The organism is Streptomyces sp. NPDC058001 (assembly GCF_042886315.1).
In the GTDB taxonomy this organism is placed as follows: Bacteria; Actinomycetota; Actinomycetes; order Streptomycetales; family Streptomycetaceae; genus Streptomyces.
The window spans coordinates 103,992-125,436 of sequence record NZ_JBHVQT010000019.1; the positions used below are offsets into that span (position 1 = coordinate 103,992).

The 21,445-nt window shown below is 67.7% G+C and carries 20 protein-coding genes and 3 pseudogenes; 10 read left to right on the plus strand and 13 right to left on the minus strand.

Features of this window, described 5'->3' with window-relative positions; translation table 11 throughout:
* Nucleotides 1-30: 30 nt before the first annotated feature.
* From ACFVT5_RS38120 to ACFVT5_RS38140, 5 genes are read right to left on the minus strand one after another with little or no spacing between them, the layout of a single operon-like run.
* Nucleotides 31-1,005, minus strand: a complete 975-nt coding sequence (locus ACFVT5_RS38120) for a fumarylacetoacetate hydrolase family protein (protein WP_389897918.1) — start codon at nucleotides 1,003-1,005, stop codon at nucleotides 31-33.
* Nucleotides 1,002-1,829 carry a cupin domain-containing protein gene (locus ACFVT5_RS38125; RefSeq protein WP_389897921.1) on the minus strand — a complete coding sequence of 276 codons (828 nt, stop codon included), beginning with the start codon at nucleotides 1,827-1,829 and terminating at the stop codon, nucleotides 1,002-1,004. Before ACFVT5_RS38125 ends, ACFVT5_RS38120 begins: the two co-directional genes overlap by 4 nt.
* Nucleotides 1,830-1,858: 29 nt before the next feature.
* Nucleotides 1,859-2,689 carry a mycofactocin-coupled SDR family oxidoreductase gene (locus tag ACFVT5_RS38130; protein WP_389897923.1) on the minus strand — a complete coding sequence of 277 codons (831 nt, stop codon included), beginning with the start codon at nucleotides 2,687-2,689 and terminating at the stop codon, nucleotides 1,859-1,861.
* Between the two features lie 2 nt (nucleotides 2,690-2,691).
* Nucleotides 2,692-3,867: a serine hydrolase domain-containing protein gene (locus ACFVT5_RS38135; RefSeq protein WP_389897925.1), complete on the minus strand. Its 1,176-nt coding sequence runs from the start codon at nucleotides 3,865-3,867 to the stop codon at nucleotides 2,692-2,694.
* 45 nt (nucleotides 3,868-3,912) lie between these two features.
* Nucleotides 3,913-4,434: a nuclear transport factor 2 family protein gene (locus ACFVT5_RS38140; RefSeq protein ID WP_389897927.1), complete on the minus strand. Its 522-nt coding sequence runs from the start codon at nucleotides 4,432-4,434 to the stop codon at nucleotides 3,913-3,915.
* Between the two features lie 175 nt (nucleotides 4,435-4,609).
* On the opposite strand from ACFVT5_RS38140, the gene ACFVT5_RS38145 reads away from it, so the two are divergent.
* A complete protein-coding gene (locus ACFVT5_RS38145) occupies nucleotides 4,610-5,383 on the plus strand; it encodes an IclR family transcriptional regulator C-terminal domain-containing protein (protein WP_389897929.1) in 774 nt (257 codons plus the stop codon).
* Nucleotides 5,384-5,667: 284 nt separating this feature from the next.
* Here ACFVT5_RS38145 and ACFVT5_RS38150 read toward each other — a convergent pair.
* Nucleotides 5,668-5,925: pseudogene (locus tag ACFVT5_RS38150) on the minus strand (ISKra4 family transposase); the annotation flags it as partial.
* Between the two features lie 939 nt (nucleotides 5,926-6,864).
* On the opposite strand from ACFVT5_RS38150, the gene ACFVT5_RS38155 reads away from it, so the two are divergent.
* The 3 genes from ACFVT5_RS38155 to ACFVT5_RS38165 all read left to right on the plus strand — a co-directional run bounded on the left by ACFVT5_RS38155 (nucleotide 6,865) and on the right by ACFVT5_RS38165 (nucleotide 8,043).
* Complete coding sequence (locus ACFVT5_RS38155; RefSeq protein WP_389897932.1) at nucleotides 6,865-7,044, plus strand: hypothetical protein; 180 nt, start codon at nucleotides 6,865-6,867, stop codon at nucleotides 7,042-7,044.
* A gap of 43 nt (nucleotides 7,045-7,087) precedes the next feature.
* Entirely contained in the window at nucleotides 7,088-7,375 is a 288-nt protein-coding gene (locus ACFVT5_RS38160; RefSeq protein WP_389897935.1) for a hypothetical protein, read from the plus strand.
* 128 nt (nucleotides 7,376-7,503) lie between these two features.
* A complete protein-coding gene (locus ACFVT5_RS38165; RefSeq protein ID WP_389897937.1) occupies nucleotides 7,504-8,043 on the plus strand; it encodes a hypothetical protein in 540 nt (179 codons plus the stop codon).
* 37 nt (nucleotides 8,044-8,080) lie between these two features.
* Here ACFVT5_RS38165 and ACFVT5_RS38170 read toward each other — a convergent pair whose 3' ends face one another.
* Nucleotides 8,081-8,263 carry a hypothetical protein gene (locus ACFVT5_RS38170; protein ID WP_389897939.1) on the minus strand — a complete coding sequence of 61 codons (183 nt, stop codon included), beginning with the start codon at nucleotides 8,261-8,263 and terminating at the stop codon, nucleotides 8,081-8,083.
* A gap of 106 nt (nucleotides 8,264-8,369) precedes the next feature.
* On the opposite strand from ACFVT5_RS38170, the gene ACFVT5_RS38175 reads away from it, so the two are divergent.
* The 3 genes from ACFVT5_RS38175 (at nucleotide 8,370) to ACFVT5_RS38185 (ending at nucleotide 11,070) form a co-directional block, all read left to right on the plus strand.
* On the plus strand, nucleotides 8,370-9,764 hold the full coding sequence (locus tag ACFVT5_RS38175) for a mobilization protein (protein ID WP_389897941.1): 1,395 nt from the start codon (nucleotides 8,370-8,372) through the stop codon (nucleotides 9,762-9,764).
* Between the two features lie 82 nt (nucleotides 9,765-9,846).
* On the plus strand, nucleotides 9,847-10,287 hold the full coding sequence (locus ACFVT5_RS38180) for a hypothetical protein (protein WP_389897943.1): 441 nt from the start codon (nucleotides 9,847-9,849) through the stop codon (nucleotides 10,285-10,287).
* Between the two features lie 336 nt (nucleotides 10,288-10,623).
* Nucleotides 10,624-11,070 carry a hypothetical protein gene (locus ACFVT5_RS38185; RefSeq protein WP_389897945.1) on the plus strand — a complete coding sequence of 149 codons (447 nt, stop codon included), beginning with the start codon at nucleotides 10,624-10,626 and terminating at the stop codon, nucleotides 11,068-11,070.
* 80 nt (nucleotides 11,071-11,150) lie between these two features.
* Here the strand turns inward: ACFVT5_RS38185 and ACFVT5_RS38190 are convergent, their stop codons facing one another.
* The 4 genes and pseudogenes from ACFVT5_RS38190 to ACFVT5_RS38205 all read right to left on the minus strand — a co-directional run.
* The gene (locus ACFVT5_RS38190; RefSeq protein WP_389897948.1) at nucleotides 11,151-12,224 is read right to left on the minus strand and encodes a hypothetical protein; all 1,074 of its coding nucleotides are present in this window, start codon (nucleotides 12,222-12,224) and stop codon (nucleotides 11,151-11,153) included.
* Between the two features lie 177 nt (nucleotides 12,225-12,401).
* Entirely contained in the window at nucleotides 12,402-13,088 is a 687-nt protein-coding gene (locus ACFVT5_RS38195) for a DUF317 domain-containing protein (protein WP_389897950.1), read from the minus strand.
* Between the two features lie 78 nt (nucleotides 13,089-13,166).
* Nucleotides 13,167-13,419: pseudogene (locus ACFVT5_RS38200) on the minus strand (hypothetical protein).
* Between the two features lie 156 nt (nucleotides 13,420-13,575).
* Nucleotides 13,576-13,919 (minus strand): annotated as a pseudogene (locus ACFVT5_RS38205) (DUF317 domain-containing protein); the annotation flags it as partial.
* 246 nt (nucleotides 13,920-14,165) lie between these two features.
* On the opposite strand from ACFVT5_RS38205, the gene ACFVT5_RS38210 reads away from it, so the two are divergent.
* The gene (locus ACFVT5_RS38210; protein ID WP_389897953.1) at nucleotides 14,166-15,113 is read left to right on the plus strand and encodes a TnsA-like heteromeric transposase endonuclease subunit; all 948 of its coding nucleotides are present in this window, start codon (nucleotides 14,166-14,168) and stop codon (nucleotides 15,111-15,113) included.
* A gap of 72 nt (nucleotides 15,114-15,185) precedes the next feature.
* Nucleotides 15,186-15,515, plus strand: coding sequence for a hypothetical protein (locus ACFVT5_RS38215; protein WP_389897956.1), 330 nt, complete (start codon nucleotides 15,186-15,188; stop codon nucleotides 15,513-15,515).
* A gap of 180 nt (nucleotides 15,516-15,695) precedes the next feature.
* On the opposite strand, the gene ACFVT5_RS38220 is transcribed toward ACFVT5_RS38215, so the two are convergent.
* Nucleotides 15,696-16,676 carry an SGNH/GDSL hydrolase family protein gene (locus tag ACFVT5_RS38220; protein WP_389897959.1) on the minus strand — a complete coding sequence of 327 codons (981 nt, stop codon included), beginning with the start codon at nucleotides 16,674-16,676 and terminating at the stop codon, nucleotides 15,696-15,698.
* Nucleotides 16,677-17,482: 806 nt separating this feature from the next.
* Here ACFVT5_RS38220 and ACFVT5_RS38225 point away from each other — a divergent pair.
* Nucleotides 17,483-20,545, plus strand: coding sequence for a glycosyl hydrolase (locus ACFVT5_RS38225; RefSeq protein WP_389897962.1), 3,063 nt, complete (start codon nucleotides 17,483-17,485; stop codon nucleotides 20,543-20,545).
* Here the strand turns inward: ACFVT5_RS38225 and ACFVT5_RS38230 are convergent.
* Entirely contained in the window at nucleotides 20,521-21,141 is a 621-nt protein-coding gene (locus ACFVT5_RS38230; protein ID WP_389897965.1) for a hypothetical protein, read from the minus strand. The genes ACFVT5_RS38225 and ACFVT5_RS38230 overlap by 25 nt on opposite strands.
* Nucleotides 21,142-21,445 lie beyond the last annotated feature (304 nt).

Below are 21,445 nucleotides of genomic sequence, written 5' to 3' on the forward strand. Positions count from 1 at the left end.
ACCTCGGCATAGCTGGTGAGTTCCTTTGCTTCAGGCTGCCACGACGGTCTGCGCTATGCGCCCGAACAGTGACGTCCCGTCGTCGCCGAGCGCCTCGATGCCGACGGTGTCGCCGGCATCCAGAAACGGCGTCGTGGGCGCGCCATCGTTCATGATCTCCACAGCGCGCTTTTCGGCAATGCAGGCGTACCCCGCCGCCGGATCAGCGTTGGACACCGTGCCGGTGCCGACAATCGACCCCGACACCAACGACCTGGTTTTCGCCAGCGCTGCCAGGATCCGCGGGAACTCGAACGCGATGTCCCGGTCCGCTCGCGGGACACCGAGCGTTTCCCCGTCCACCTCGCACCGCAGGACGGCCCGCAGATTCGATCCGCTCCACGCGGGGCCCAGCGTCGACGGGGAAACCACGAACGGCGCGTACGCCCGTCCCGGCTTGGACCCGTAGACCCCGGTCCCCTGCCGCCGTTCGTCCACCAGCAGCTTCCGGTAGGTCAGGTCATTCGTCATGCCCACCAACCGGATCTGTCCCGCGGCCTCCTCCTCGCTCGCGCCGCCGGGGACGGGACCGGTGATCACCACCACCGTCGCCTCGATGTCGAGCTCCCACGCCGGGTCCGGCAGCGCGATGTCGCTGCATGGAGCCATGTTCCGCGCGCTGCCGCTCTGGTAGACGATCGGCCGGTCGCGGTGCTCGGCTGGCAGCGCCTCGCCACGGCCGCCCCGGATGCGTTCCATGTGCTGGAGGTAGCAGCTGCCCTCCGCCCAGTGAAACGCGCGCGGGAGCGGCGCGTCGAAAGTGGCCCGATCCACTGGGAACCCGTACGCCTCGTCGTCGAGTTCGACGAACGTGTCTTCGAGACTGCGTTCCCACGAGGACCATTCGTCCATCGCCTGCTGCATCGTCCGCGGTCCTTGGGACGGAATCACGAGGCGGCGACGATCACGGCTCACCACGACGAGTGTCCCGTCGATCCCGCCGCCTTTCAGCGTCGCGAGGATCACCGCGCCACCGTCTCGTAGTCGGCCGGCACGCAGAACTCCAGTGTCATGTAATCGGGGGACGCGTCGAACGCATTGTGCGCCGCACCCCGCGAAAGCATCACGAAATCGCCGGCGTGTACGCGCCGATTCGCCTGTCCCTCGGTGGAAATGTCGATCCAGCCCCGGATCGGCATGAACCACTGCGCCATCGTGTGGTGATGCTCGCCGGTGCCACCGGGCGGCGAGGGCTGCACGGTGTCGAGCTTGATGATGTGGATGTGCACCCGGCCGTCCGTGGGCTTGCGGGTCTGCAAATCGCGGTACAGCGACCAGGCGCGCGGGCCCTCTCCGCGGACGTACTCGCCGGGCTCGTCGAAGGTGTAGACCGCTTCCAGGTGGGCGAACTCCGCGGCGCGTGCCGACTTGGCCGCATCCTGGCCCGTTACCGTCTCGAAGCCGGCGGGACCGGTGATCTCGACGGCTTCGTAGTCGTCGGACACCTCGTAGATCTGATGGCGCCAGAACGGTGGCTGATAGGCCGAGGCACCCTTGCCGAGCGTGAGATCCCGGCCGTCCTCGGTGCGCAGCTTGATTTCGCCCTTCAGCACGAAGAACCACTGGAAGTCCAGGTCGTGGAACTGCCAGTCGGTCACGCCACCGCCACCGCGGACATGGAGCGCCCGCAGCAGGTCGCCGGTGGCCTCGGCGAGACCGAGATCGCGATACGACGCGCCCGGCGTCGGGCCCGCCACCCACGTGCCCTCATCCTTGCGGACTTGTCCGGTCTTGATGTCCAGCGGGTTCGCCGCGTCCCAACCGGATTTCCAGTTCGTCGCCTGGTTCATACCTTGCCTCTCCGTGATTCGTGTGCGGGTCAGGACGCGTTGAACGCCGCGGCGACATCGAGCGTCGCCCCCGACACATAGCGCGCCTCGTCGCTCACGAGGTACAGCACGCCATGCGAGATATCGCTGGGCTCGATCCATGCGGTCGGCATCGGATTGAAGCGCCGTAGCCGTTCTTCCAGGTCCTCTACCGTGGGCGCGGCGAGTTCTGGCGCGAAGATCTGGTAAACCTCGTCGTGGCGCATCATCGGTGTGTCCACCCCGCCGGGCAGCACAGCGTTGCAGGTGATGCCCAGCGACGGCGCGACCTCCAGCGCCACCGTCTTGACCAGCCCGATCAGGCCCCATTTGGCCGCGCAGTAATGGGACAGGTTCGGCATTCCGCGTCGCGCGGCCTGCGAGGAGGTCACCACGATGCGACCGTAGGAGCGTTCGAGCATGTGCGGCAGTACGGCGCGGATGCTGTTGGCGACTCCGGTCAGGTTGATGTCGATCATGTCCTGCCACTGCTGATCGTCCATTTCGGACAGTTGCCGGTAGGAGGTGATGCCGGCGTTGGCGAGCAGGATGTCGACGTGCCCGAACTCCTCGACGGCCCGCGTGACGGCACGCCGCAGATCGGCCGGCTGCCGCACGTCACCCTGAACGGCAAGTGCGGTCCGGCCCTGCTCTTCGACCAGCTTGACCGTGTCGCTCAGGTCGGACTCCGTGCCCAGCCCGTAACTGACGGACGCCACCAGAGCTGGTGCGTCGACGAGCACGACGTCCGCACCCTGACGAGCCAGCGCCACGGCGTGCGAACGTCCCTGCCCGCGAGCACCGCCGGTGATCAGGGCGACCTTGTTCTCCAGATTTCCCATTGCTATGCCTCCAGCGCCGCATAGGTGGCCCGGATCAGCTCCTCGCTTCGGACGCCGCCGACGATTCCCTGATAGGTGCCCAGAACGCCGGGCTCCATCCGGTTCATGACATAGGCGAAGGTCAGCCGCCGGTCGAGGTCGTTGATGACCATCGAGCCGCCCCAACCCGCCCAGAAACAGACGCGACCGTCCGGCAGGTAAGGAAAAGCTTCCGGGTAGGACAGGGCGTAACCGACGCCCCAGCGGATGGGCAGTCCCAGATAGAGATCGACGCCCTTGGCCTGTTCTTGGAAGATCAGATCGCAGGTCTTCTGCGAAAGCAGCCGGACACCCTGGAACTCGCCGCCGTGCGACACGATCGCCTGGATGGTCGCCAGCGAACGCGCATTCCCGTGGCCGTTGCCGGCACCGCAGATCTCCGACCGTCGCCACTGCACATCCCAGGTGGTCGCCGGGTCGGTGGCCAGACCGGCAACCGTGAGCTTGTAGCCCACACTGTTCTTGTCCATGTCAGCCAGCGCTTCGTCGAAGGCCGGGCTGGGCGGGGGGAGAATCAGCGGGGAGATCCGTGGGTCCTCGGATTCAGGGAGTCCAATGTGGAAGTCCGCGCCCAGCGGGCCGGCGATCTCCCGCGCGACGAACTTACCCAGGCTCATTCCCGTCACGCGCCGCACGAGCTCGCCCACGAGATGACCGATGCTCAGCCCGTGGTAGCCGCCCGCCGTGCCCGGCTCCCACCACGGCGCCTGGGCGGCGAGCAACTCGACCGACCTGTCCGGGTCGTAGACGTCGTCCATCGTGACCGGCATGTCCCAGCCGGCGACACCCGACGTGTGGGACAGGATGTGCCGGACCTCGATCCGCTCCTTGCCGTTCGCCGCGAACTCCGGCCAGTAGGTCGCGACGGGAGCGTAGGGGTCGAGTTCGCCGCGGTCGATGAGGATCAGGGCCGCCAGTGCCGTCACCGTTTTGGTGTTGGACCAGACATTCGTGATCGTGTCCCGCGACCACGGCCTGGTGTGCGCCTGATCCACCCAGCCACCCCAGAGATCGACGACCGGCCGACCTTCGTGCATCACGGCGACCGAAGCCCCGACATCCGCCCCGGAGGCGAGGTTTTTCTCCAGAATCTTCGCGGCCGGGGCGAATCGATCTTCCCAGGTCCCCTGAACGGCCATCGCAGTGTTCCATTCTCGTGGCGGATGGGGTGTGACTAATACGGGTCACGGTTGTGGGGTGCGCCCCCACCAATAGACCGGGTCGGACTTGTCCCGCCTGGACGCGACCCAGTCGTCCCGACGCGCGTCCACGACCTCGACCGACAGCGATTCGTCGAACACCACGACCCGGTCGGCGATAGCCCACCGCCCGTCGCGACGCTCGAAGCGGTCCACGTAGCGACACCGCGTGATGGCTTCCGATTGGGACGCAGCGCCGTAGGCTGGCTGCTGCCGCAGATAAGCCAGGCAGTAGGACTCGACGAAGGCCCGGTCGTCCCCGTCGAAGTCGATGAGCACGTTCGTCACGAAATGCTGTGCCGCGTCGATTGTCCGGTGCCGGTCCCTGATGTCGTCCACCAGCCCGGCCACCGGCCCGACATACGAGCCGTGCGCATCGGTGGCGTCGTCGAAATAGCACGCCGCGATGCCGTCGTAGTCGAGCCGGTCGACGGCACGCGCATAGCGATAGAGACAGTCCTCGATCTCGATTCGGTCAGCGAGCCGGAACACGGGACTCTCAGTCACGCCAGCACTCCTTCGTGCGCATAGCGCATATGTGAGCTGTTACCGCACAGAGTGTCACCGCCATCGAACGCCTGTCAACAGACGGCATCCAAGGAGCCGCGCAGCATGCGCACTTGTGTGCGGTAGGCTTGCCGGTCACCGGATGCCGTCGATCAGAAGCGAAAAGGAGCACCGCATGTCTCGCACTGGCGACGGTCCCTATGTCCAGTCGCTCGACCGCGGGCTCGCCGTACTGCGCTGCTTCGGCGAGGATCGCACGCGGTTGTCCATCTCCGACGTCGCCCGCGAGGTAGGCGTGGACCGCGCCGTGGCGCGGCGCCTGCTGCACACCCTGGCCGAACTCGGGTACATCGGCGTCGACGGCTCGAACTTCTTCGTCCGCCCCAGAGTTCTCGAACTGGCTCAGGCTTACCTGGGCGCCGTGGAGTTCCCGGACGTCATCCAACCGCACCTCGCCCAGCTCACCAGCGAAATCCACGAGACGGCGATGGCATTCGTCCTCGACGGCGACGAGATCGTGTACATCGCCGGCGTGCAGGCCCGGCGCCTGGTCAGCGTCAACGTCCGGGTCGGCCTGCGCATACCCGCCTACCAAAGCCCGCTCGGCCACGTACTACTCGCGGCACAGCCGGCCGAAGCACGCGAGGCCTATCTCGAACGCGTGGACCTGATGCCCGTGACCCGGTACACGATCACCGAGAAGCCGGCTCTGCGCGATCGGCTGGCCAAAGTGGCCGACCAGGGTTACGCCCTTGGCGACGAGGAACTCGAGATGGGCCTGCGCACCATCGCCGTGCCGGTGCACGATCGGACCGGCACGATCCTCGCCGCCATCTCGATCGGCGTTCTGGCGGCCGCCTACTCCGCGCGCACGCTCGTCAAGGACCTTCTTCCACGACTGCGGCAGACCGCAGGGCAAATCGAGTCGGACCTCGCCGTTCTCAACTGACCATTCCCGCCGACTGTCCTATCTGGACAGCGTGTGTCATTGATACCACTTCGTGGGCCGTGTCATATTTCTACATCACCGCACGACCGTGCGTTAATCGCACAGCCGCTCGCAACCACATCGCATGGAGGAGACAACGAAGTCATGATCCACAAGTGCAGGCGATTGCTCGTCACGACCGGGCTGGTGCTGGCCCTCGGCCTCACAGCGGCAGCGTGCGGCTCCTCGGCGGGCGGCTCCCGGAACTGAGTTGGGTGCGGCTCGTTCTCAGGGAAGATCGCTGATCACGCGGTGAGGTCGTAGTCGTGTTGGTCGCAACTGGGGTAGAGCCGCCGATGCTCGCACTTGGCATGGAAGTCCCAGTACGAGTCGAAGTCTCCGTTGTCGATCAAGGCGCGAAGGCGGAGGACCGCTTCGGCACCATCGAGGCCCCACCTGGCCCCGGTGATGTCGAGGCGGTCGGCGATCAAGTGCCGACACGCGCCCTCGATCGCCCCCGTCGCGATCGGCCAACCGGCTTCGAGGGCGTTGTCATAGCGGAGTTGGTCGAGGTGGCCGGTGAGGTAACGCACGCAGCTGTCCATGTTCTCGCGTTTCGTGGCCGGCAGACGTTCGCAGTCGGCCTGGGCGGTCATCTCCGCGGCGGCGCGGGCGGCTTGGCCGTGCAGGATCGTGGTCAGGTGACGGCCGACCCAGGAGCGGTCCCCTCTCCGCCCGTCCCCCGTGACCCCGCCGCCGGACGAGAAGCAGGTCGGTCGGCGGCCGATCACGGTCCCCGCTGACGGTCCCCAAACCCGCGGGGACGAGAACCGTACAGAGCCGGGGACGGGGACGGGGAGCGTCGGGGACCGTCTCCACACCGTCCCCGACAGCAACGGGGACCGCGCCGATAAGCCCGGCTCGAGCCCGATGAGCAAGGGCACGGCGACGCCGATCGGGGACCGAGACGACGCGCCCGCCAGGGCTAAAGCGGCTGATGCCGACGGGGACGGTAGTGCCACCGACGCCCACGAAGGTGCTGCTCAGGGCGGTACGGGACGGTCCCCTTCGGCTTCCGTCCCCAATCGCGACGGGGGCCGGGAGCACCCTGACACTGAAACGGGGACGGAAGCCGAGAGGGACCGTCCCCACACCGTCCCCAACGACAACGGGGACCGCGAAAACCCTGACACCGAAACGGGGACGGAAGCCGAAGGGGACCGTCCCCACACCGTCCCCGGACGCCGGAAGACAAAGGCGCAGCGGAGTCGGCCAGGTGGCGGGAAGTCCAAGCGCCCTCGGCGAAACCAGCTGAGCGTCGAGGAGCGGGTCAGGATCGTCCGTCCTCACGTAGCCGAAAAGCTGGAGCGGGACGGTAACGCCTCCATCACCCGTCCCCAGCTGCGCGAGATCTATCGCGCCCTGGGGCTTCCTGGCGGCCGGAACGAGAGCCTGACGCCCGTCCTGGATCGGCTGCGCGCCGAGGCAAGGAGCACGACCCGATGAAGACCTGCCGCAGGTTCGCCACCATCAAGGCCGAGTTCGAGCGGGACGCCACCTTCCTGCGCGGCCACGCCGAGCGCCACCAGGGATCCGCGCCGGCCAAGACCAGCGCGAAGAACGCCGTCTCGGTGAAGCGCAACATGGCGCGAGCCCTCGACCGCTGTCGCGAGTGCGACTGACTCGTGCAAAGCAGCAGGTCACACGCCTGAATTCGCATTCTGCATGGTGGCCCGGCCTCGGTCGGGCCACCGCTCCTGCCACGGAGGGACCTCCATTCCTGTCCGCCATCCGCGTACGCACGTCGCGTCGGTCGCCGAGGCCGGCGCCTGGGCGGACGTACTCGTGCGCCACCAGCTGCTGCATGCCGCCGTACTGGCCCCCACCGGCCAGTGGCTCGTCCAGCATCGCCCCAAGACGCCAGTCCGGGTCGTCGCCGGCGCGACCGCCATGGTCGACCCGGCCGCCGAGATCCAGTACCGCATCCGCACCACGAGGAACGACACCCGATGACTATCCCGACGACAAACCCCGCTGCCACGCCCGCCGAGTTGGATCCCAACTCGACCTCAGCGGGAGCAAGTTGGTGCGAGAGTAATACTCCCGTTGGGAGTATTACTCTCGCGTCCTCCGCCCCGGGGGTGGCGGAGGCGGTCCAGCGCCAGGGGGCACTGGACCGGGGGGATGCGACCGAGGGCGGCTCGGATCCCCAGGCGGAGACGACTCACCCGTGTCACAACCCGCACTGTGCCCAGCACGCGAGTGCACCGCCGAGCCAGTCGCCCGCACGTAATCGCAAGCCGAAGACCAAATCCAGCAAGCACAAGCACCTGATCGCCAGCCGATTCAACGACGTTGAGAAGCAGTCCGTGCTCGACGCAGCGGCAGCGTGCGCCATGACACCATCCGGCTTCCTCGCCCATGCCGCACTCAGCGCCTCCCGAGATCTCACCCGCACAGAAGCCCAGGTCGCCGGCGAACGCGAAATGAAGCGCCACCTGTTTGCCCTGGGCCCTGCGCTGAGCCGGATCGGCAACAACCTCAACCAGGTGGCGGCAGCCCTGAACAACGACGAGCTGGCACCGCAGGCCCAAGCAGTCCTCGACGGTGTCAACCAGGTTCGCCTGGAGGTGCACGCGTTCATCCAGCACTACCTGGACAGCGAGCGTCCAGCGGCGTGATCCCTCAGTCAACGACATGGGCGACAAGACCCTCGGCCTACTCATGTACCTGTACGGCCCCAGCGACGCCGAGGAGCACATCGATCCCCACCTCGTCGCCGCATGGGACACCCTCGCCCCCGACCCCGGCCGCGACCCAGACGCAACAGAAGCCGACCTGCAGATCCTGCTCGACCAGCCCGTCATGGCCCTGCCCGTAGACGAGAGGCCCGCTTTGCACGTATGGCACCTGTCCGTACGGGCCGCCCCCGAAGACCCGATCCTCACCGACGAGCAGTGGGGCGACATCGCCCGCCGCATGGTCTCCGCCACAGGCATCGCCCCCGATGGCGACGACGCCGCCTGCCGCTTGGCGGGCCGTCCGCCATGCCGACGACCACATCCACATCATCGCCACCGTCGTCCGCCACGACGGCCGCGAGGCCCGCATCCACCGCGATGGCGCCCGCGCCCAGGCGGCAGCCCGGCAGATCGAAATCGACTACGGACTACGGCGGGTGAACACCGGCGACGGAACCGCCGCCAAACGCCCGAGCAGCGCCGAACGCCACAAAGCCAACCGCCAGGGCAAGGAGCGCACGCCACGCGAAGAGCTGCGCGAGAAGGTGCGCCGCGCCGCCGCCGGCGTCGCCAGCGAGCAGGAGTTCTTCGACCGTCTGACCGCAGCCGGTCTTCTGGTCCATCAGCGCGTCGCGCCCTCCGGTGACCTGCTCGGCTACAAGGTCGCACTGTCCGACGACCGCAACGAGGACCAGGAGCCGATCTACTATGCGGGCTCCACCCTCGCGCCCGACCTCTCCCTGCCCCGCATCCGCGAACGATGGGCGGGCAACGTTTCCGCACCCGACCAGGACGCCACCACGGACCGCTCCTCCGGGTCGGATCGCATCAGGCCCTCGGACGCGCGCCGCCAAGCAACGACGGCGTCCTGGCAGGCCGTACTCATCATCGACCAGGGTGCGGACGGGCAGATTTCCGCCCTGATTGCCGCGGGCGGCGAGGTCCTCGACGCGCTCGCCAAGACCTCGGCCGCGAACACCCGGCGTGAACTTCGCGACGCCGCCTTCGTGTTCGAGCGGGCCACCCGCTCCCACATCCGGGCCGAGCGCAAGCACGCCCGCGGTCTGCGGAAGGCTGCGCGAGACCTCATCCAGGGCGGGCCGGCACTCGGGCGCGTAGAGGACGGCGCCACCACCGCCATGCTGATCGACATGGTGTTCTTCCTGGTCACCGCCGCCGCCCACTGGCACGCGATGAAGGGGCACGCCCAGCAGGCCGCTGCTGCCCGCCAGGCCGCCGAACACCTGCGCGCCGCCTACCAGGCCGCAGCGCCGATGTACCTGGGCGTCATGCGCGACCGTGGCCGACGCATGTCCCTGCCCCTGCAGCGCAAGCAGACGGCCCATCTGCGCCAGGCGGTGCCGGAGCTGGCCGAGCAGGTCATCGCCGAGCCGGGCTGGTACGCACTGGCCTCCACCCTCGCCGACGTCGAGCGCGCCGGGCACGACCCGGCCGCGCTCTTGGCCGAGGCCGCCGAGCGACGGGAGCTGGGCACCGCCGACTCGATCAGCGACGTCCTCGTGTGGCGGCTGCGACGCATGGCCGACCTGCCCGCCGACGCGTCCACCCTGCCCGAGCACACCACCACCGCGCCCACCGCACCCCGGCCTGCCGCGAAGCGTCCGACGAAGAGCAAGGAGCGCTCCGCCAACTCCCGCTGAATTCAACATTCTTAGAGTTGCAGCAGGTCAGGGACTTGCGGCACTCTCCTCGTGCAGGCGAGACGACAGAGATGGAGACGGCATGTTCCGGCGCAAACGTGCGGACCGCGAGTTCCGTGAAGCCCAGCGTGCCGGCCAGGCGCTGCTGGCCATGCACACCGAGTGGCCCGAGGCTCCCGTCCCGGTCTCCGCGCCGGCCCCGCCCGCGTCAAACGACACCACCGTGGTGCCGGATTTCCTGCCGCCGGAGTTCCGGGCACCGTGCCGCCAGGACGTGTCGGGCTTCATGATGCGCTGGGACCTGCCGCTCGTCATCGATGGCGAAGTCCACGCGTGCCACTGCGGTGCGTACCGGAACTGGATCGTCTTCAACATGCACGACGACTCGGTGTGGCTGCGCTGCGAGGCCGGCCACGAGGCGCAAGAGACCCGGCTGGACACCGCCTGGTACAACCGCAACTCCGGTCCGGTCGACCACTTCCACCCCACCCTCGAAGACGGACTGCGCCACCTCGGCCACTGAATACGCGAACCCCCTTCCCTCACCCCTGCGTTCGTCGGCACCCGGAGGGCCGACCCAGTCAGACCATCCGTCTCGCATCACCAAGGGGTTTCCGTATGCACCGTTCCACCACGACCGCCCTCGGCCTCAGCGCCATCTGCACCGTGCCGGCCATGACCGGCTGCGCCAGCCACGCCGAGCCCGCCGACTCCGCCGCCCCCGCGCCCGGGGGCAGCAGCACGCCCTCGGCACCCGCGCCGCTGTCGTCGACTCAGCTGAACCAGCGGGTGCTGAACGAGAACGACCTGGGGGGAGGGTTACACCCGCAAGCCCAAGGCCCCTCGCCACAACGACGACGTGACCGTCATCGGCTGCCCAGGGCTGGAGAAGCTCGGCGGCGACACAGCCACCGGCTCCGGTCTCGACTTCGCCCGCAAGGCGAAGGTGTCCTTCACCTACACCGCCACCAGCAGCTCCGAGGTGAGCGAGGAGCTGTACAGCGACAGCGCCGCGAAGCTGTCCACCGGCATCTCGAAGGTCTTCGACGCGATGCTCTCCTGCCCCTCGTACCAGGTGGCTTCCGGGAGCACGGTCGTCGACATGGGCACCGCGAAGTCAGCCACGCCGGACCTCGGCGACGAGCAGTGGAGCCAACTGCTCACCTTCTCCGCCGGAGGGCAGCGCAGCGTCGTCAAGCAGACGGCGATCCGCACCGGCAACATCCTGGTCATCGTCTCCGGCTCCCCGGGCCTCGTGAACACCCACCTGGACAAGGCACTCACCAAGGCACGCACCGCCCGCTGATCCGCTCCTCCACCTGCCCCGGTGTCCGGGCCTGACCACCCGACAGGACCGAACACCGGGGCTTTGCCGTATGCGGAGGGTCAGCCGTTGCGACGCAGTTCGCCTGGCTCGTAACGGAGTTGGAAGGTCTGAGCGTGCTCCCCGTCCATCCAGTACAGGGTCATGGTCGACAGCATGCTGCGCTTGACGTACCGGGTGCGTGAGGGCATTCCTTCGTCCTGCGCGACGATCCACTTCTCCACCCGCTCTGGCAGACCGAACCGCAACGCATAGGCGTCGGCGTGCTCTGCGGAGCGCAATTCCCAAACGGGGTGTGACGCTGACTGATTGATGCGGCGCAGTCGCACCGCATGCGTGGGGTGCGCCCGCGCGTAGTCCACAAAGCCGTACAAGTCATCCGAGGCCAGGCCCAGGACAAACGGCGCGGCAGGAAAGGCCAGAACAAGGCCAAGCTGCGACCGGCTGTACAGAGCCTGCGCCAGGTGATCGAGGGGACCGCGAATCGCAGTGGGCAGTTCCACGTCGCCCGAGTCCATTTCCAGCAGCGGGCCACGAAGGTACGTCCGTATCTCGCGCACCTTCGGCCGCTCGGCCGCCGGAGTCGCTTCAAGCACGGCGTGGATCGTGTCGGCCGTGTTCATGACGAGATTCCGTAGTACGGCGAAGTCCGGGGCGGAGAGATCGATCAGGGATATCTGGTGGGCCAGCGCGTAGTCCTGTGCCTCCGGGCTGAAGCCGGACGTGGAGAAGATCGCGTAGCTGTAGCGGTATCGCGTCCGTGGCCGACCCGTTCCCGGAGCAGTGAGCGTGGTGGTCTCGCCCTCGTTGACGTCGTGGATCACACCGTGCCCGTTACGGACGGTGGGCAGACCGACTGGGGCTGTGGTCAGGTACTTTGCCTCGACGAACAGGCGGACGGGCAGGGAGAACGGCGGGACGTACCGGAACTGTCCGAGCGCGTCGACCTGGTGCCAGGCGCCGCGTCCGCGGACCAGCAGACCGTTCTTGTCCTCCTTCAGGACCTTCCACGGTTCGTTGTCCTGGTCGTCGGCGGCCGTGAGGACCTCGAACCCGCTGGAGCGCAACAGCCAGGCCAGCACCTCCTCCAGGAGGTAGCCGCGCAAGGGTCCTTTGCCGATCACTTTGACAGCCACGCAGGCGATCCTACGTACGGCCTTGATCTTGGTTCCAGGGTGCAGTCCTGTCCTCTGATGCCGGTACGCCAAAGGCCCGGTGGTTCCGTTCCCGTGAAGAGAGCGGAACCACCGGGCCTGGGATAAGAGGCATCGCCCCGTCGATCACCCGCCTCGGTCAGCGGCTACTCGCAGCCGTCAACCGCGCCGGACGACGGTGAGGCGGTCCTCCGCGCCCACGGGCAGCGTGCGCCGCGGTACCGGGCCGGGCGCGGCGAGCGAGGAGGCGAAGGCCGCGACCAACTCGTGCGGGGCACTCGCGCTGAAGGTCGCACACCACAGGTACGGCGCCCCGAGCACGGGCTCCGCCCACGCCTGCCACCCCAGAAGGTCTTCGCGGGGGTCGGCGTCATGGATGAGCGGCGGCAGCATCTCCAGCGAGACGTTCGTGGAGAAGCCCGGGTCGGTAGCGGTCGTACTCGGACGGTCCAAATCGCGCAGCCAACCCCGGGCACTGAGCGCGGCGAGCACCGACTCGCCGTTCCCGAGGCCGACATCGGGGCTCTCGCTGGCGTCAAGCGCGAGCAGGAAGTCGGTGAGCACCTCGAACGGTACGCCGGCGGTGAAGTACGCGTTCCACTCGGTCAGCGCCGATGCAGAGTGCGGGCGGGCCGACAGCTGCCAGGACACCGGGAGGCCGCCCAGCTCGAACGGACAGGCGGCAAGGATCCACTCGGCGCCGCGCAGGCCATCGGGGCTCACATAGAGCAGGGAGTTGCGGGAGGTCGGCCACATGCGCCAGCCGAGGTCAGGCAGAGTGTCGCCGATCCGCTCGGCGAGGACGCCGTCGTCACCAGCGAGGTGGCGCGGGGTGACCCAGTACATCGGGTCCGGCGAAGCGGGACGGGAAGGATCGATGGGGTAGTGCGGGTGCAGGCGCGCCTCCGTCAGTTCGGGGGTGGGTCAGTGGCCGTCATTCGGGTGGGTCGCGCCGCGTCGCCGGCGCGGGGGTGCATCGACCGGACCCTGCCAGGCGAGAGCGACAGCCACGGCAGGCGGCAGGGGCCGAACTGCTCGGCCTCCGGCGACTCAGCGATGTAGACCACCGGTCGACCGTCCCGTCCACCGACTTCTCCACACCGCTCAGACGGTGGGCCATGGGGAAGAAGGGATTGATGGCGAGACGGACGGGCGCGTCAGAGTCGAAGGCGGACAGTGCGTCGACGATGTCGCCGACGGTCATCTCGGGCGAGTGCGGGTCCAAGGCGTTCTCCTAGCGGTAGCGGACGAATCCGCGCGAGCAGGGGCAGGGTACGCGGGGCGCATATAAGGGAGGGCGGACGTGCCCGTCAAAGGGGACGGGGGGCGGGGACAGGATCCGGGCCACGGCATCGGCGACGATCTCCGCCGGCGTGTGCGTGCCGAAGGCGATCCGGTAGCCGGGGACGTTCGCGGTGCCGGTCACTGCGATGACCCAGCCCTCGCCGGTCACCCAGTCCTCGTCGGCGCCGCCGGGCCAGCCGTTCGGGAAGTAGCCGACGTAGAAGCGGCCGTCGCGGGAGCTGATGTGTATGTCGCCGCGGTCGAGGACGATGTGGGTGAATCGGCCTGCGAGAACTGGTCGATCACGCCCGTCGGCTGGCCGACACCGATCTTCCAGGAGCGGAGCCGCAAGGCGGCGACCGTGGTGGCCAATCCGGGTTGCGCCGCATCCAATGCAACAGCATCACCTCTCTGACCTGGGGTTTTCCGGAAGGTCGTTCAGGTTGACATGCTGTTACGGCGTCCACCAGTCCTTTGGGCGGTCTTCCTTGTCTGCCACCGGCGAATGTCCTTTGTCATCCAATCGAGTCGTTTGACAACGAACTCAGTTGTTTCGGCTTTCTTGACAGTGAACCTAGTCGTGTGGGCTGAGCACGCTGGGGGTGTTGGATGGCCGTACCGGCTGGGGCGGACGGGGCCGTGCCGTACGTCGCGGTGTCGTGCGTGGACGGCAGGCGCGAGCGTCGACGGCGTCCGCTGTTGGACTGCGTGGCAGTCAGGTTGGAGGACGCGGTTCCGGTACGGCCGTTTCGGTGGCCGACGGGTGGGCGCCATTTCCCGGGCTGGTACTGGGCGGCGACGACCGGGCAGCATGTCGGCTTCGAGTCATGGCTGGAGCGGGACCATCTCGTGCTCATGGACTTCGATCCCGCCGTGGTGGGTGTCGCCTCCCAGCCGTTCTGGCTGCACTGGCACGACGGTTCGCGTGAGCGTCGGCATGCCCCGGACTTCTTTGTGCGCCGCGCGGACGGCTCGGCCGTGGTCGTCGATGTCCGCGCCCATGATTGGATCGCGCCGCGCGATGCCGAAGCGTTCGAAGTGACGCGCCGGGCCTGCGCCGGGGCCGGGTGGGACTTCGAACGGGTGGGGACGCCGGAGGCGGTGCTGCTCGCGAACGTGCGGTGGTTGTCGCGCTACCGTCACCCTCGCTGCCGCCAGGGTCCGGTCGCTGCCCCGGCTGATGGACGTCTTCTCGCAACCGGGGCCGCTGATGCCCGGGGCCGATGCGGCCGACGACCGGCTCGCGACGCTGCCGGTGCTGTTCCACCTGCTATCGCTGGCCACGAAGACCGCCACGTTCAGATGAACAGCGAGCTACCGCCCCGGTTCGCACCGCTGCCGGTCCGACTCCGTCCCTGTCTCGGAGAGTCCGCGAACTCCTACATCCGGCGCCTGGCTCGCGCCAACCATCTCAAGCCCAGCTTCCTGCACTGCTATCTCTGCGGCCCACCGCAGTGGTTCGGCAAGCCGCTCCTCGAACACCTCGCCACGGCCGCAGGTCGCTCGCCCGAAGTACTCGAACGTGCCCTTGCTGACGCCGACGCCCTGGGCGGCACCAACAGACCATGCCGACGCCTCCCCAGGTAGAATCCCTTCACCGGGCGCCGGGGCCTGGCCCACCGCATCGCCAAAGAGGCCCTCAAAGGCACACAAATTCGCATGCTCGCCAAGCGCTACCACCTCCGCTGCTGGGACGTCCGCTTCGCCCTGGAGATCCCGCGCCTCACCGCCGCAGAGACAGGTCCGCTGACCGATCCCATCACCGGCGAACTCGCCGACCTGATCGAGAGCCTGATCAGCAGAAGGCTCAACGGAAGGCAGATCTGGGCAGAACTTCTTGACCACCACGACTACTTGGTCACCTACGACAGCATCCGCCACTACATGAGATACACGCGACCCCGAACGGCCTCCTCAGCACGAGCCGACTCGTTGACATCCAAACCAGTCGATCCAGGTCAGCTGGCTGAACACGACCGCTCGGGATAGACGACACTCCGCGGCACGTTCGACGTGGGATGGGTCGTTGAGCGGATCGCGCCGGCTGGCACCAGACAGTCGTTCTCTGTCGGGAGGTCCCGCCCCTCTCCCGGAGGAACGGAGTTGCCTCCGGGAGGGAGGGCCGGAGGCAACTGGGTGGTGGATCGAGGACGGGGTGCCCTCTGCGGGTCAGTCCTTCGGGGCGACGGCGTCCAGCATCGCCCCCGTGACGTGGTCGGCGGCGTTTTGGTGGCCCTTGGCGTTGGGGTGTACGAGGGCCGGCCGGGGTGTGTGGTTGTTCTCTTCGTAGATGCCCTCGACCCACTTGCCGGCGTCGCAGACGCTGTGCTTCTCGGAGGAGTCGTACAGGTTGACGAAGGTGGCCAAGTCCTGGGTTTCGGCCGACTTCTCGATGGCCTTGTTGAGGGGTTCCAGGACGTCCTGGCGCAGCCAGTCCAGGTCACCGGGAGTGATCGAGAAGAACTGGAAGATGTCGTTGTACCGGCACTTGGAGGTGTCCTTGGGGATGACCGTGGGGTAGCCGACGGCCAGGATCTTGGCGTGCGGGCCCTTCTCGTGGAGCTTGGCGAGCATCTGGTCGTAGTCGGTGCGGACCTTGGTCAGCTTGGCGGGGATGGAGGCGGCCAGCTCGTCCTTGCACGGCGTGCCGACGCCGCCGCTGCCCTCACCCAGTTGCAGGCACTTGAAGAGGATGTCGGCGAACCCGAGCGTGTTGCCGCCCACGCCGACGGTGATCAAGTCGGTGCCGGACTTGACCGCATCGGACTGGGGAGGCACTGCCGGGAAGGGGGCGTCCGGGTCGGGGTTGCCCGGCACGCTCCGGCCGATCGGCACCTCCGCGTTGGAGGTGACGTCCTCGATCGTGGCGGCGCCGCAGCTGACGTTGGTCAGCTCGAAGAACGAGCCGAGGTCCCGGTCGATGACCTGGGGGTAGGACCGGTCGGTGCGCTCGCAGCCGTCCCGGGGGTATTCGAAGACGTCACCGGCGGCCGGGATGACCCCGGCGGTGTAGGAGTCTCCCAGCGCGACCCAGTCGTAGTCCGCCGCGGCGGCGGGCTGCGCACCGACGAGCTGTGCGGGAGCGAGAGCGCCGGCGGTGAGAGCCGCAGCCGAGCCGAGCAGGGCCAGACGAGTACGGAACCTTGCCACGAATCCTCCAGGAATACGGTGTTGGCGACGCTTTGACCCTACGAAGGCTGTGACTTTGCGCACTAGATCCAATACGGACAGTCACATTCTGTGGAGTCCGAGGGTGCACCCGTTCGCGCCAGGCACTTTCCGGAAGGGTTGATTCCGAATCTGGATCGTTCACCTCCAAGGTCTGATCGAACCTGCACGATATGCGTGGTTCACGTAGAGACCTCGATCGCTTCGGCCCGTCTCGCGGCCGTCACTGCATGTCTCATTCGTGATCACCGCCGGCCTGGGCCGGATGACCACCGGCCGCCGCGTCAACGTCCCCTGGGCTCGCCCGCGCGACGGGCAGGTGAGACGAACTCACTCCACCCGCACCTCGCGGCTTGACAGACCGCATCAGGAATCAAGGACTCAGGACAGTTGCCATCGAACCCAGCCGGCGCCACTCCTTGCCAATTGGCCGAGTCGTCCTAGATCAGCCGGGTCTGAGCCGCTGCGTTCAGCACGACCGGCTTTGACATCCAATCCAGTCCGCGCAGGTCGGAGGCTTTGACCGGACTGGGTTGGATGTCAAGGGACAGCCACCGGCGAATATCCGTTGGCATCGAACCCAGCGTCGAGGTCGGTCCGATCACCCTGGGCGGCGTGTCGGGTCCGGTCGGTGAGCGGTGGTTCATCCCTGACCGGACACCGTCACCCGCATCCCTGCCCGGATGGAAATCCGGTGAATGCACGGATCTTGACGCGTGTCACAGGACACACTTAGGCTCCCCGAGAAAATTACGGATTGAATCGTTTCAATCCATAAGGAGCAAGAAGTGGCAATTCCCTGGAGATCGCGCGCACCCCGACGTCGCACCAGTGCACCCCTCAGGCGACGCGTCGCCGTCGGCCTCTGTCTGACCACGGTGGCGGCCGTCACCTCGGTCTCGGCGGGGGTGGCGCCCGGAGCGGAAGCGTCCGCCGCCAAGAGGCCGGATCCCTTCGTGCGGGACTTCACCGGTGCACGGCAGGCGTCGGGTGCGATGTTCCGCTGGTGGTGGCCGTCATCGGTCGACTCGGCCACGGCCGTCGGGCAGCTGCGCCAGGTCGCCGCCGCCGGCTACCAGGGTGTCGAGATCGCCATGGTGATGGACAGCGCCGACTACGTTGTCGACCCGGACGCGCACAGTTACGGCGACGTCTCCTGGCGGCGCGCGGTCAAGGCCGTCCTCGCCGAGGGCACCCGGCTGAACGTTCAGGTGGACCTGACGCTGGGCAGCCGATGGCCGACCGCGATTCCCGGGCTTGACGTCACCAGCGAAGCCGCGAGCCAGGAACTCGTCACCGGCAGCGCCGTCGTCCGCGCCGGCACCTCGTGGCACGAGTCAGTACCGAGGCCGCCCGACAGGACCTACCCCGACCGGACGTCGCAGAACGGCGTGGTCACCTCCACGACCAAAACATCCCCGCCCACCTATGTCACGGCCACGGCGACCCGGTGTGCCAAGGCGTGTACCGAGGCCACGCCGCAGCTCGATCTGACCACCGTCACCGACATCAGCCGCCAGGTGAAGAACGGCACCGTGTCCTGGAAGGCGCCGGCCTCCGGCACCTGGATGGTGACCGGGTACTGGCACCGAGGCACGGCTCAGCGCAACGACGCGCCGTACGGCAACACGACGTCACCGTTGTCCGACCCGGAGTCCCGCGTCGTCAACCACTTCTCGAAAGCCGGCGCCGACCGGTTCACCAGTTGGTTCGGCGGTCTGCTCGACGCGGAGACCCGGCGTCTCCTCAAGGCGAACGGCGGCTCGATCTTCGAGGACTCGCTGGAGCTGAAGGGCGCCCAGATGTGGTCCGCGGACTTCCTCAGCGCCTTCGAGCGGACGAACGGGTACTCCGTCGTCCCGTACCTGCCGGTCCTGGCGCAAGTGGAGTCCACCGAGATGTTCGGGGAGCCCTCCGCGGTGTATGCCTTCGCCGACGGCCAGTCGCAGATCGCCGAGCGGGTGCGCTGGGACCTCGAACAGACCCTCAACGAGCTGTACTTGGAAAACCACGTCCAACCCATCCGCGCATGGGCGAACAGGCTGGGTCTCACCTTCCGCGCGCAGCCTTACGGCGAGCCGATCGACCTCGGCGGCGCGGCAAAGGCGCTCGACGTCACCGAATGCGAGTCCCTGGGCTGCGCCGAGTCCCAGTTCCGCACCGCGGCCACCGGCGTGGCGCTGGCCGGCAAACGGATCCTCAGCAGCGAGATGCTCCCCGGCGGCTTCGGCAACCTCTACGGCATGACCCAGGCCCAGATCGTGGCGCAGGCCAACAAGGAGTACTCCCTGGGTGCCAACCAGATGGTGTTCCACGGCCTGCCTTACCCGGTCGTGCCGCCGAGCGCCGATGGCAGCGTGCGGGACTCTTCGGCGTACTGGCCCGGTTTCCATGCCTTCGGAGCCAGGATCGGCGAGGCGTTCGGGCCGCGCCAGCCGTCCTGGACGATGGAGTCGGACGTCGCGGACTACTACGCGCGGATGCAGCAGACGTTGCAGACCGGGCGGGCCGGATACGACGTCGCCGTGCTCAATCAGGTCACCAGCGGCGGCACGGCCACGCACGACGGTTCGTTCCTCGCCGGCGCCGGCTACACCTACGGGTATGTGACGCCCGGCTCCCTGGCCGGACAGCCGGTCACCCGCGGTGTCCTCGCGCCCGGACGCGGTGACTTCAAGGCACTGGTCGTCGACAGCTCACCCATCGATGTGGAGACTGCCCGGGATGTCGCCCGGGTCGCCGAGGCAGGCATGCAGGTCGTCATCGTGGGCGACGGTCCGCAGCGAACGCGAGGTTACGCGGGCGATGCCGCGAAGGCGGCCGGTCAGGACCGGGCCGTCCGCACGGCATTCGCGCGGATCGTCGGCCGTCCCAATGTGGCCAAGGTGGCCGACGACGCCGGTGCGGTGGCCGAGCTGGCACGGCAAGGTCTGCGTCCGGAAGCCGACGTCGCGGACAAGGGGGTGAAGGCGATCGTCCGCAAGGACGCCGACAACCGCTACTACGTGCTGGTGAACCGCACCGACAAGCCCGTCACCACCAGCGTCGCCCTCGCCGGAGCGAAGGGTACGGTGCCGTACGCGCTGGACCCGTGGTCCGGGAAGGTCGCCGCCGTCGGTTCCTACGCCACGTCCGGCTCCCGTACTTCCCTGGCCGTGTCGCTGCCCGCGGGCGCCGCGAAGATCGTCGCGCTGGCCGGCCGCACCTTCACGGGCACCGAGGCCCCGGCCGTCCATGTGGTGAGCACGACTACCGCCGACGCCCGCTGGACCAAGGATCGTGTGACGGTCACCGCCACGGGCAACGGCCGGTACACGACCGTGCTGAGCGACAGCCGGACCGTCACGACCGACATCACGGGCGTTCCAGCCGAACAGACCCTCGGGGACTGGACGCTGGCACTCGACGAGTGGCTGCCGGGCCGCGAGGGCGACGCGTCCTCCACGACCCGCCACCGCACGCACACCTTCGCGGATGTCGCGCTGAAGTCCTGGACCGAGATCCCCGGCATCCGTGACGCCGTTGGCGTGGGTACCTACACCACGACGTTCCAGGTGCCCGCGGGCATCCGGGACGGCGGAGCCCTGCTGGATCTCGGCGCCGTGTCGGGCACCTACCGCGTGTGGGTCAACGGCAAGCGGGTCCCGGCGGCCGAACACCTCGGCACCGTCATCGACCTCGGTGAACTGGTCAAGTCGGGGCGCAACACGCTGCGCATAGAGGTCGCCAGTCCCCTGCTCAACCGCTTGCGCGCATACCGCCCCGCCGAGTTCGGAGCCCGCAATCCCACCGTCAACGGTCTCCTCGGGCCCGTGACCCTGAGCCCCTACCGAGTACAGACCACCAGGTAACCGTCGGCAGTGCCCGCCACCGGACATCTCCTACTGCCCGGTGGCGGTTGCTCCGGCCCCCAGCACGGGGTGACCCCCATTCGTGGGCGGTCACCTCGGTGCTGCGCAATGGCGAACTCGCAAGTACCTGCCGGGCCTTCAGGCCAACCTGTGCGGCTGCGCAAAACCGGACGAGCGCTCCGGGCGCGTTCGGCGGCCGCTGAGGCGGAGGCGAGGACGAGGAAGCTGCTGAACGCATAGAACATCGCCGGTACGGCACAGAAGATCCGGAGTTGGCTCTTCACCGCCTCGTAGTACTCGGGCTCGGTGAGCTCCACCCTGACTCTGTGCTGCCGCTGCGCGGTCTTGTCCCGATAGGTGAGGTAATAGCCTGATTCGTCCGCTTGCACGTCCTCGGCTGTGCCGATACCAGTCGCAAAGCCAAGGACGGCCAGGCAGATGATGAACGCGTAAGTGAGTTCGAGGGCGAGTGGCAGCAGCAGGACGTATCTGATGAACCGGTGGGCATTGTTCGGGCCCATCAACTGGGCCCCGGCCCCGCTGATGAGGCTACGGACGAGCGTGACGGCGAACACCGGGAACACCACGATGAACAAGCCCCACGAGCCACTCCGGCATGGTGTACTCACCGGGCAGCCAAGTCGAGGCCATACATAACAAATCAACCCCGCCAAGCACCAACGCCAGCCCAAAGTGCACCTTGTAGCTACCTCGCAACTCCCCCATACCGATTCCCTCCCCCAAGCCCATGATCGGTGCACCATTGAAGCTTCCCCTTGATCGTGGACACCTGGAGACTGGGATCTTGAGGTTCCAGAGGAAGTAGCACCAGGTGGGAAGCAAGTACACGAAGCGGTACACCGAGGTGTTCAAGCGGGACGCGCGCTCGTCGACTCCTCT